Origin of the sequence: Thermomonas sp. (assembly GCF_047606765.1) — a bacterium.
Classification (GTDB): Bacteria; Pseudomonadota; Gammaproteobacteria; order Xanthomonadales; family Xanthomonadaceae; genus Thermomonas.
In genome coordinates this window covers 1-11172 of the sequence record NZ_JASGED010000128.1, presented here as the reverse complement: position 1 = coordinate 11172, position 11172 = coordinate 1, and the positions used below count along the sequence as shown (strand labels likewise).

Genomic DNA, 11172 nt, shown 5'->3' with positions numbered 1-11172 from the left:
TCGCCGGCCACATCGACACCTTCGCGGAAACTGGCCGTGCCCAGCAACACGCCGTTGCCCGAGTCGCGGAAGCGTTGCAGCAGGACATGGCGCGGCTCGCTGCCCTGCACGAACAGCGGCCACGGCGCATCGCGCAGCAGTTCGGCGGCTTCACGCAGCGCGCGATGCGAGGCGAACAGCAGGAAGGCGCGCCCGCCGGAGGCTTCCAGCACCGGCATCAGCGCATCGATCACCGCCCGGCCGTAATCACGGGATGCCGGCTCCGGCAGGCGCGGCGGCAGGTAGCACAGCGCCTGACTGTCCCAATCGAACGGGCTGGGTTCGATCAGTTCCTGCGCATCAACGATGCCCAGCTTGTGCGCGATATGCGTGAAGTTGCCGCCCACCGCCAGCGTGGCCGAGGTGAACACCCATGCGGCGTGCGATTCCTCGCGATGCCGGCGCAGTGGCGCAGACACGTCCAGCGGCGTGCGCTGCAGGCGGAAGCCGCGCGGCGTGAGTTCATACCAGTGGACGCTGGTGCCATCGCTGTCATCGTCACCGCCCATCGCCGCTTCGCCCAGCCAGCGCCGCAGGCGACCGAGTTGATCGCGCGCGCGCAGATGACAGGCATCGAAACCGGGTGCGGCTTCGCGCAGCGGTTCCAGCGTCTGCTCCATCGCGTGCAGGGCATCGGCCAGCATGCGGAAGGCGGGCTCGATGTCGACTTCGTCCAGCGCACGCCATGCAGTGCCGCGCATCGGCAGGTTGTCCATGCCGGCACGCAGCGCGCGGGCAGCCTGTTCCAGCGCACGCGCCGGTTCCTGCACGCTGGCAAGCGCGCCGGGCACGTCCTTGCATTCGCCGATGGCATCGCGCGCCAGTTCCACCAGCGGACGCGCGCCCAGCCCTTCGCCGAAGAACTGCGCGGCAAGGTCGGGCAACTGATGCGCCTCATCAACCACGAAGGCCTGCGCGCCGGGCAGGATTTCGCCGAAGCCTTCCTGCTTCAGCGCGAGATCGGCCAGCAGCAGGTGATGGTTGACCACAACGAGGTCGGCAGCCTGCGCGCGCTGGCGCGCCTGCACCACGAAGCAGTCGCCCCAGAACGGGCAATCGGTGCCAAGGCAGTTGTCGGCGGTGGAGGTCACCAGCGGCAGCAGCGGCGAGTCTTCCGGCAGCGAATCGAGTTCGGCCATGTCGCCCATCCTGGTGCGCCCGCTCCATGCGACCACGCGCTGAAACTGGCTGACCTGTTCCTTCGATGAAAAGCGCGGCTCGCCCTTGGCCTGTTCCATCCGATAGCGGCACAGGTAATTGGCGCGGCCCTTCAACAGCGCGGTTTTCAGGCCGACGCCCAGCGCATCGCGCACGCGCGGCAGATCGCGCAGATAAAGCTGATCCTGCAGCGCGCGGGTGCCGGTGGAAACGATGGTTTTCATTCCCGACAGCAGCGCGGGAACCAGATAGGCAAAGGTCTTGCCGGTGCCGGTGCCGGCCTCGGCCAGCAGGATGTCGCGATGCTCGAAGGCATCGGCCACTGCCGCCGCCAACCGCTGCTGCGCCGGGCGTGGCCTGAAACCGGGCAACGCGCCCGCAAGCGCAGCGCCATCGGCCAGTGCATCGCGCGCGGCGCGTGCCAGCCGCGACGCCGGAAAACCGTCCTCGCGCACCTTGCTTACTGCACCGGTTGCGCCGGCGCGGGTTGCGGCTGCGGCTGTTGCGGCGGCACCTGCCTGGCGGGATCGCCACCACCGAAGAACTCGCGGATCGCCTGCCCGGCACGCTGCAGGGGGTTGCCATCGGCATCGGTCTGTTCGTCCTGCGGAATCAGGTTGCCGAACTCGTCGAACAGCGGCGCAACATAGGTGCATGCGCGATAAGGCGGTGCATGGCCGGCGACGAAGGCGAAGCGGCGCGCGGTCTGGCAGCCTGGATCGGTGCTGTAGCCGCCTTCCACCCAGCGCCAGTCGATGCCCTCGTCGGACAGCCGCAGCGGCGCGCTGGGCAGCCGCGAGAAGATGTTCGACCACACCCGCATGCCGCCGCTGGCACCGTACAAGCCGGTGGCTTCGTTCTGGTCGTTGCCCACCCACACCACCGCCAGATGGTCGCCGGTATAGCCGGCAAACCAGCTATCGCGGCCATCGTTGCTGGTGCCGGTCTTGCCGGCAGCCGACAGGCCACCCAGGCCATCGCGCACCAGCTGGCGTCCGGTGCCGGAGGCGATCGCATGCTGCAAGGCGATACCGACCAGCCGCGCCGCCACGGCATCACCCTTCTGCGCGGGCGGCGCGTCCTTGTCGTAGCGCTTGATGACGCGGCCGTTCTCGTCCAGCACCCCGCGCACCGCGCGCAGCGGCTGCACCTCGCCACCCGATGCAAGGAACTGATAAAGCTGCGCCATCGCATACGGGCTTTGATCCACCGCGCCAAGGATCAGCGACGGTTGCCCATCGGATTCGATGCCGGCCAGCGTGCGGATCACGCCGGCCAGCCGCTGCGGCTGCACGTCCATGCCCAGCCGCACCGTGGCCTGGTTGTAGCTCTGCGCCAGCGCATCAATCAGATGCACGGTGCCGTGGCTGCGGCCATCGGAATTGCCCGGCTTCCAGGTGCGCGCACGACCAAGGCTGACGGTGACCGGGGCATCGCTGATCGCGCTGGCCAGCGACCAGCGCTCCGGGTTGCCCAGCGCCAGCAAGTAAACGAAGGGCTTGAGCAGCGAACCGACCGGGCGGCGCGCATCCACCGCGCGGTTGAAGCCCGGTTCGGTGAAATCGCGGCTGCCGACCACGGCCAGCACGTCGCCATTGTGGACATCGGTCATCACCAGACCCGCTTCCAGCGGCGGACGGCCCTTGGTACCCAGCGCCTTCAGCGTGCGCCCCACCGCGCCTTCGGCATAGCCCTGCGCCGCAGGCGACATGCCGGTCATCACCGCCAGCCCCGCGCCGGACAATTTCTCCATGGTGTAGTCGCGCGCCAGTTGCTTGCGCACCAGATCGACATAGGCCGGGAACCGGTTTGCCACCAGATTGCCGGCGTTCTCGGTGACGCCCAGCGGTGCCTTGCTTGCGCGCTTGAACTCGGCATCGTCGATCAACCCGGTCTCGCGCATCTTCTGCAGCACCAGGTTGCGGCGTTCGATGGCGCGCTCCGGGTTGCGACGCGGGTTGTACCAGGACGGCCCCTTCACCAGCCCGATCATCAGCGCGATCTGCTCGGTGGAAAGATCGCGCAATTCCTTGCCGAACCAGAACTCCGACGCCGCCGCCACGCCACGGATCGACTGCGCGCCGCGCTGGCCCAGATCGACCTGATTGAAATACGCCTCAAGGATGGTGCGCTTGTCGTAGCGCGCTTCCAGCAGCAGCGCAAACAGGATTTCCTTGATCTTGCGGCGGTAGGTCTGCTCCTTGCCGATGCCAAGCAAGCCACTGCGCGCAAGCTGCTGGGTCAGTGTGCTGGCACCCTGGCGGGTGTCACCGCCGGATTTCACGTTGACGAAAACGGCGCGCAGCATCCCGAACACGTCGATGCCGAAATGGCGATTGAAGTCGCGGTCTTCCACCGCCTGCAGGCCGGTGACCAGCAACTCCGGCACCTCTTCCATGCGCACCAGCCGGCGCTCTTCCTGATCGCGCCCGTACAGGGTGGCGATGCGCGCCGGGTCCAGCCGCGCGCTGCGCAGGGCGCGCTTGCCGGCGACATCGCGGATCGACGCCACGTTGCCGCCGGACAGGGTCACTTCCAGCGTGGCCGGTGTCACCCGCCCATCCACATCGCTGTAGCCACGGCTGGAAATGCGCCAACGCGCGCCGTTGCGTTGATAGGTACCTGCGCGCTTGCCGTCGCCATCGCGATAGGACGCGGCATCCAGCTCGGTCTTCAGCGTCTGCGCATCCATCGCAAGCCCGGTGCGCAGCACCAGCGGGCGCGCATACACGCGGGTCGGCACCTGCCATTGCAGCTTGCCGAAGCGCTCGCCAACCTGATGGTTCAGGTACAGCATGTACGGGATCAAAAAACCCAGCAGCAGCGCCGCTGCGGCCAATCCCCAGGTCAGCAGCCGGCGCTTCCAGCCGCTGTCGCCGGAGCCGCCGTCCTCGCTGTCCGCGTCGTCGTCTTGCAGATCGTCTTCTTCGTCTTCGATGCGGGGCATGGGTGGGTCGGGTGGGTGGCAGTCCTGTCGCAGTCTAGCCAAGCGCCGCGCATCCTGCCGCGCAAACGTTCACACGCGGCTCATCCGCTTGCGCCGGCCCTGCCCCGGAGGCCGTCCCATGCGCCGCGCAGCATGGCCCGCGCATTGGCAGCGCGGGGGGCAACCAGCAGCGACATGCGCAGGAACTTGCCAACAAAGCGCAGCATGTCCTGCGCGATCCACACCCGTGGCGTGTGCCGCCGCCGGTACAGCAGCAGCCGGTTGCGCATCAGGTAATACAGGCGCGCCGGACTGTGGATGAACATGCCGCGCCCCATCAACCGCGAAGGCCGCAGTTCATCGCCGATGGCATGGCGCATGCGCGCATCACACACACCGTGCAGCGTGTAACCCAGATCACGCGCGCGGAAACACCAGTCCAGATCCACGCTGTCGATGAACAGCGAGGCATCCATCGGCCCCACCACGTCCAGCACCGGTATCGGCAACAGGCAACCGGAGCTGATAAGGAAGTCGCATGCCACGTATTGTCCCGGCGCGCCGGGGATCTTGCGGTTGAAGGGAAACCCCACCCGCACGAATGGCGCGACGCTGCCGTCGCGGCTGTCCACGAACTGCGCACCGACCGCCGCCACCTGTTGCATTGCCGAAAGCCGCATGTAAGCAGCCAGCAACGTGCTCACCATCGACGGCTCGGGCAGGCTGTCCTGATCCATCAGCAGCACGAAGCCAAACCCGCCCGCCTTCGCATGCGCGATGCCGCGATTGAAGCCCGCGGCCAGCCCGAGGTTCTCGTGGTTTTGCAGCACGATGCAGCCTGCTGCGGTGGCATCGGCGGCAAAGGCATCGAACCCACCACCGCTGGCGTTGTCCACGACCACCACCTGCCCGACCTGCGGCGCAAGCAGGCGCAGTGTTTCGCGCAATTGGGCAAGCTCGGGCCGATACGTCACCACCACCGCGCAGACCGTGCGCGGATCAAACGTCGAAAGCTGGTCGCCTGCCTGCATCAGTTCATGTCCAGCAGATCGCTGACGATGGAACGCAGCCCGGACGAATACGCGCGATAACGGCCCGTCCGCATTTCCGCCAGCACCGCGCGCAGGCGTGCAATCGGCGTAGCCGGCAGCGCTGCACGCATGCGCACATGCGTGATGCGCGCCTCGATTTCGCTGCGACGCTCGGGCGAAAGCATCAAGCCATCGTCATCACAACGCTGCAGGAACACATCCAGCCGATGCGCCATCTCGGCCATGAACATGCGCTTCGGCCTGTCCAGCCCGGACAGCTTGTCGCGCAACGTGCGCTTGCGCATGCCGATCTGGTTGCCATCGTGCTGTCGATAGCGGATCGATGCCCATTCCATGCAGTCCACCTGCCAGTCCAGCGCGCAGCGCAAGGCCAGCCAGTCATCGTGGACGCAACCTTCCGGCACCGGCAACGCAGATGCCAAGGCTTCACGCCGGATCGCCATGGTCGCGCCTGTCACCAGATTGCGCCGAAGCAGTGCGTCCAATGCGCGGCCCGCATGCTCGGCATCGCGTTCTGCCGGCGTCATCTCCAGCGCCTCGAACAGGCTGCAACCCATGTCGCGCCCCTCGGCATCGATCAGCCGCGCATCCGCATGCAGCAGGCCCAAACGCGGGCGCGCATCGAACTGCGCACACATCCGCGCGATCTTGTCGGGATGCCAGACATCATCCTGATCGCAGAGGAACACGATATCGCCAGTGGCGCGCCGCAAGGTGGCATCGAAATTGGCCGCGAAGCCGAGGTTCTCGGCATTGCGCACGATATCGACACGCACGCCGCGTTCGCCGGCATGCACGGCGAATGCCTGCAGCATCTCCAGCGTGGCATCGGTGGAGCCGTCATCGCCCACCACCACTTCATCTGGCAGGCGCGCCTGTGCCAGCAGGCTGTCGAGCTGCTCGCCGAGGAACCTCGCACCGTTGTAGGTACACATCGCGATCGAGATCCGCACACCACCTTCCCTGCGCCGCGCCACCCGCAGCATGCGCGGCATTCTAGGCGGTATCAGCGCCCGTCATCGTTCACCCGCGCCGCGCCGACTCCACGCCGGGCAGCGATTCCAGCCGCGCCAGCAGCAGGCCGAGTTGCTCGTAGTCGGTCACCCGCGCCTGCAACTGCACGCGCACCCGGCCATTGGCGCCGCGCACCTGTTCGGCATGCATGTTCAACACGTTCACGCCCAGCTGCGCCAGCAGGGTGGTGACATCCTTCAGCAGCCATTTGCGGTCGATGGCGTCGATGCGCACAGCCACGGTCTGTCCCCCGCGCTGCATGCCCCATTCCACCGGCAGCACCCGCGCCGGTTCCTTCGCCGCCAGCCGCAGGAAGGCCGCGCAGTCAGGCCGATGCACGCTGACGCCGCGTGCGCGGGTCAGGTAGCCGGCGATGGGCTCGCCCGGCAGCGGTTGGCAGCAACGCGCCACCTGCGCCAGCAGGTTGTCCACGCCCTGCACGGTCACCGCGCCAGCGCCGGGCGCGCTGGGTGTCGCAGGTTTTGCGGGCGTCGCTTGTGGTGGTGGCGATGCCGGTTCCTGCGCGGCCTTTTCCAGCTCCAGCAACGCGCGCCCGACCTGATTCGGGCCGACGTCGCCCAACGCCACCAGCACCAGCAATTCATCGATGCTGTGCGCGTTGAAGCGGCCCAGCACTGGCTGCAAATCCGCGTGCAGCAGGCCCATCCGGCGCAGATCGCGATCCAGCAGTTCGCGCCCGGCCTGCAGGTTGCGCGCGCGATCCAGTTTGTTGAACCACGCCCGCACCTTGTCGCGCGAACGGCTGCTGACAAGGAAACCGGCACTTGGTTGCAGCCAGTCGCGGCGCGGTTCGGCGGTCTTGGCGGTGAGGATTTCCACCCGCTCGCCGGTGCGCAGCTGATAGGTCAGCGGCACGATGCGGCCATCCACCTTCGCGCCCCGGCAGCGATGCCCGACCATCGTGTGTACCGCGTAGGCGAAGTCGAGCACGGTGCCGCCCTGCGGCAGGTCGATCACCTCGCCCTTCGGCGTCAGCGCATACACGCGCTCCTCGACCAGATCGCTGTCCATGCCCTGCAGCGGCGTGGCCTCGCCTTCCTTGGCGGCATCGGCAGCCTGTTCCAGCAGCTTGCGCATCCACGCGATGCGCTTGTCCATCGCCGCGCCGCCGGCGCTGCCGCCTTCCTTGTAGCGCCAGTGCGCGGCCACGCCGAGTTCGGCCTGCGCGTGCATCTCGCGGGTGCGGATCTGCACCTCCAGGGTCTTGCCTTCCGGGCCGATCACCGCCGTGTGCAGCGAGCGATAGCCGTTCGGCTTGGGGCGTGCGATGTAATCGTCGAACTCGCTCGGCACCGGCACCCATAGCGCATGCACCAGTCCCAGCACGGCGTAGCAGGTGGGCACGTCATCGACCAGCACCCGCAGCGCGCGCAGGTCATACAACTCGTCGATGGGCGCATCCTTGCGGTGCATCTTCTTCCAGATGCTGTAGATGTGCTTCGGCCTGCCGGCGATGTCGGCCTCGATGCCCTGTTCCGCCAGCGTTTCACGCAACTTCGCCAGCGCGGTGGCGATGTAGCGCTCGCGCCCGGTGCGGCTGTCGTCCAGCATGCGGGCGATGCGCAGGTAGGTGTCCGGCTCCAGCAGGCGGAAGGCCAGGTCTTCCAGCTCCCACTTCAACTGCCAGATGCCGAGGCGGTTTGCCAAGGGCGCATGGATGTCGCGGGTCATCTGCGCCAGTGCGCGCTGTTCCTCCACCGGCAATCGCCACGCCGCGCGCATGCGCGCAAGCTGGCGCGCCAGCACGATGGGCACCACCCGCAGGTCGCGCACCAGCGCCAGCAGCAACCGGCGCATGCCTTCCGGGTTGCGGCCACCGCCATGGTTGCGATGCAGTTCCCACACGCGGCTGGCAGCGCGCTGGCCTTCCAGCAGCACATGCAGGCGCTCGGGAATCCCGATCTTCGCCTCGCTGGCCAATGTTTCGACATCGGCCAGCGCATCCAGCAGGGCTGCCGCCATCACCTCGGCATCGGCATTGAGCGAGGTGAGGATCGCCAGCGTGTCGCACAGCACGTCGGCACGGTCGCGCATCGGCGCACCGGCCTGCGCACGCTCGCACCAGAACGCCGCCAATGGCGCGGGCAGCGCGTCGTTCGGCAGGCGCGCCAGTGCATCGGCATACGTGGTCGAGGGGGCGGCAACGGCGTGCATGTGGCTACAGTAGCGAGACAGCGATGAAGCGGCCAGCGATCCCGCTGTCTTCAGGTGGAATGCAGGCGTTCCAGCCGCGTCGCCAATCGCTTGGGCGAGACGCCGCCACGCCCTACACTCGCCAGACCATCCTCGGAGGAACCGACCATGCGCATCATCGCCGCCATCCTCGCGTTTGCCCTGCTGGCCTGCCCATCGCTGGCATTGGCACAGCAGCAGGACACCGCACTCCAGCAGCAAATGAGCGAGGAGGAGTTCAAGGCCGCCGGCCTGCACAAGCTGAGCGCCGATGAGCTGGCCGCACTGAACAAATGGCTAGGCCGCATGGTGGAAGAACGCACCCGCAGTGCCGTCAGCGAGGCACGCGAAGAAGGCCGCAAGGAAGTGGTGCGCGAAAACCGTGGGTTCTTCGATTTCGGTTCCAGTGAGCCCATCGTCGCCCATCTACAAGGCGAGTTCACTGGCTTTGGCAAAGGCCTGCAGTACAAGCTGGACAATGGACAGGTCTGGGAACAGACCGACGACGCCCGTCTGGCCGGTGTGCGCCGCAGCAACCCCAAGGTCACAGTGAAACCTGGCGTGCTGGGCGTGTGGTGGATGCAGATCGACGGCTACAACACGGCAGCCAAGGTGCGCCGCATCAAGTAACCAATCGAGCAAGCCGCGTCGCCAAACGTTTTGGTGACACGCCGCCCTTCGCGCCCAACTCCTGCGCGAACAACTGCACGCGCAGTTCTTCCAGTTCCCAGCGCAGGGCCTGGGCTTCCGGGTGGTTCGGGTCTGCACCCGCCAGCGCGGCGGCGAACGGGGCCAGTTCCAGCATGCGCTGCTGGTCGCGGGTCGGGTCGCGCTGGGCGCGTTCGGCGCGCAGGCTCATCGCCTTGAGGTAGCGCGGGTATTCGGCCAGCGCCTGCGCCGGGGTGTCGCGCAGAAAGCCGGGCGCGGCTAGCGCATCGAGTTGCGCCTGCATGTCATCGAGGTTGGCGCGGGCCCAGCCGATCAGCTTGGATTCCAGTTTCGCCCGCACGTCGGCGACCAGGCCGAGGATGGTTTCGGCCTGCTGCAACCTGCGCATGGCCTCGGCGAACAGTTCCTTTGCGATGGCGTCACGGCGCCGGGCGAAGGCATCGGCATCGCGAACCGCCAGCAGCTCGTGTTCCGACAGGGCCGCGAATGCGCCATCTACCAGGTCGGCGCGCAGGCGGTCGGCGTATTTCAAACCATCGCTTCGCGGCGCGGCGGACTCGATGGCGGCGTACAGCAGGGACAGCTTGGGCTGCACCGGCAATTGCTTGCGCGCCTGCTTGCACTTGTCGGTCATCGCGATGGACAGCAGCCGGCGCACGCCCTGCGGATGCAGGCGTTCGGCGACCTCGCGCTGCGCGTGCAGGGCCAGCGACACGGCATCGCCATCGTCCTGCAGGGCCGGATACGCCGGCACGCCGCCCGCACCCGGCACCGACACTGGGATCGGCGCTTCGGGGAACGCGGTCATCCCCAACTTCGCCATGCCCTGCGCCGCATGGCGAGCGAAGGCCTGCGCCGCGCGTTCGCCAAAGCGGACACGCAGATCAATGAGGTCGCGCGACTCGGCGAGGATGTGTTTTCCGTCCAGCAGGCGCAGATTGGCGCGCAGATGCGGTTCGATGCTGGCGGCATCGAAATCCGTGGCGGAGATTTCCACGCCCGAGAGCTTCTTCAAAAACTTCGCAAGCGCGCCTTCGATGGAATCCGGCTCTTGGTGTGCATGCCCGGGCTGCGCAAACGCCTCGGCGAAGGCGTGGGCGAAATCCGGCGCGGGCACGAAGTTGCGGCGCAGCGCCTTCGGCAGCGAGCGGATCAGCGCCGCCGCCTTGTCCTCCACGAAGCCCGGCGCCAGCCACGACAAGCGCGCGGCATCCAGTGCATGGAGCAGGTGGAGCGGCACCGCCACGGTCATGCCGTCATCCACCGCGCCCGGCTCGAAACGGTATTGCACGGCAAGGCGCGCATCGCCCAGCGGGATGTAAGCGGGAAAGCGCGCGGCATCCGTCTGGTCGGCCACCAGCAAATCGTCCCGCGACCATTCCAGCCCGGCTTTTTCCTCCTTCGCCAATTTCCCGTACCACGCATCCAGCGCCTGCGCGTTGTGAATGTGCGGCGGCAGCCGGTCGAGATACCAGCGCGCCTGCCAGTCCTCATCGACCACAAGGCCAACGCGGCGCTGCTTGGCTTCTTCCTGCTGCGCCAGTGCAAGCGTACGCAGGTTGCGGGCCAGGAAGGCGCTGCGGGTGTTGATCTCGCCGGTCAGCAGCGCCTCACGCACGAAGATGGCGCGGCTTTCCTCGGGAAACAGCGCGCCGTAATGCACCGGCTTCTTCGGTGCGAGCACCAGCCCGAACAGCGAAATCTGCTCGCTGCCGACCACGCGGCCCTGCGCGCGCGACCAGTGCGGATCGTGGTGGCGGCGCGCCAGCAGATGCGGCAGTTCGGCGATGGCCCAATCCGGCTCGATGGCGGCGTTGGTGATCGCCCACACCTTTTCCGTGTCCAGCAGCGTGGCGGACAACAACCACGGCGGCGGCTTCGAGGCGAGTTTCGAGCCGGGGAACAACTGGAACTTGCGCCCGCGCGGGCCGTCGTACACACCTTTGTCGCCGCGATGGCCGAGCTGCGTCGGCAGGCCGGCGATCAGGGCGCGATGGAGGGATGTGTAATCGGGACCCGTGTGTTCGCCCCCATCCGCCTTCGGCACCTTCCCCCGCAAGCGGGGGAAGGAAACATCAGGCCAAAGCTCCTCGCATCGGCAGTTGAAGCTGCAATGCGAGG

General features: G+C 67.4%; 7 protein-coding genes. 1 reads left to right on the top strand and 6 read right to left on the bottom strand.

Annotated elements, in window-relative coordinates:
- The 5 genes from QM612_RS12020 to QM612_RS12000 all read right to left on the bottom strand — a co-directional run.
- A partial coding sequence (locus QM612_RS12020) for an ATP-dependent DNA helicase (protein WP_415254118.1) occupies window positions 1-1652 on the bottom strand: 1652 nt, incomplete at its 3' end.
- Window positions 1653-1657: 5 nt separating this feature from the next.
- A complete protein-coding gene (gene mrcB, locus QM612_RS12015) occupies window positions 1658-4144 on the bottom strand; it encodes a penicillin-binding protein 1B (RefSeq protein ID WP_415254117.1) in 2487 nt (828 codons plus the stop codon).
- 80 nt (window positions 4145-4224) lie between these two features.
- On the bottom strand, window positions 4225-5154 hold the full coding sequence (locus QM612_RS12010; RefSeq protein WP_415254116.1) for a glycosyltransferase family 2 protein: 930 nt from the start codon (window positions 5152-5154) through the stop codon (window positions 4225-4227).
- Window positions 5154-6170 (bottom strand): glycosyltransferase family 2 protein, encoded by a 1017-nt coding sequence (locus QM612_RS12005; protein WP_415254115.1) that lies wholly within the window; start codon window positions 6168-6170, stop codon window positions 5154-5156. Before QM612_RS12005 ends, QM612_RS12010 begins: the two co-directional genes overlap by 1 nt.
- Window positions 6171-6198: 28 nt before the next feature.
- Complete coding sequence (locus QM612_RS12000) at window positions 6199-8244, bottom strand: RelA/SpoT family protein (protein WP_415254119.1); 2046 nt, start codon at window positions 8242-8244, stop codon at window positions 6199-6201.
- Window positions 8245-8511: 267 nt separating this feature from the next.
- On the opposite strand from QM612_RS12000, the gene QM612_RS11995 reads away from it, so the two are divergent.
- The gene (locus tag QM612_RS11995; protein ID WP_415254114.1) at window positions 8512-9012 is read left to right on the top strand and encodes a hypothetical protein; all 501 of its coding nucleotides are present in this window, start codon (window positions 8512-8514) and stop codon (window positions 9010-9012) included.
- On the opposite strand, the gene QM612_RS11990 is transcribed toward QM612_RS11995, so the two are convergent.
- On the bottom strand, window positions 9005-11172 hold a 2168-nt coding region (locus QM612_RS11990), incomplete at its 5' end, for a DUF3418 domain-containing protein (RefSeq protein ID WP_415254113.1). The two genes, QM612_RS11995 and QM612_RS11990, sit on opposite strands and share 8 nt — an antisense overlap.

Coding starts and splice junctions, on each gene's coding strand:
- mrcB (WP_415254117.1), bottom strand. CDS start 4,144: ATGCCCCGCATCGAAGACGAAGAAGACGATCTGCAAGACGACGACGCG.
- QM612_RS12010 (WP_415254116.1), bottom strand. CDS start 5,154: ATGCAGGCAGGCGACCAGCTTTCGACGTTTGATCCGCGCACGGTCTGC.
- QM612_RS12005 (WP_415254115.1), bottom strand. CDS start 6,170: ATGCCGCGCATGCTGCGGGTGGCGCGGCGCAGGGAAGGTGGTGTGCGG.
- QM612_RS12000 (WP_415254119.1), bottom strand. CDS start 8,244: ATGCGCGACCGTGCCGACGTGCTGTGCGACACGCTGGCGATCCTCACC.
- QM612_RS11995 (WP_415254114.1), top strand. CDS start 8,512: ATGCGCATCATCGCCGCCATCCTCGCGTTTGCCCTGCTGGCCTGCCCA.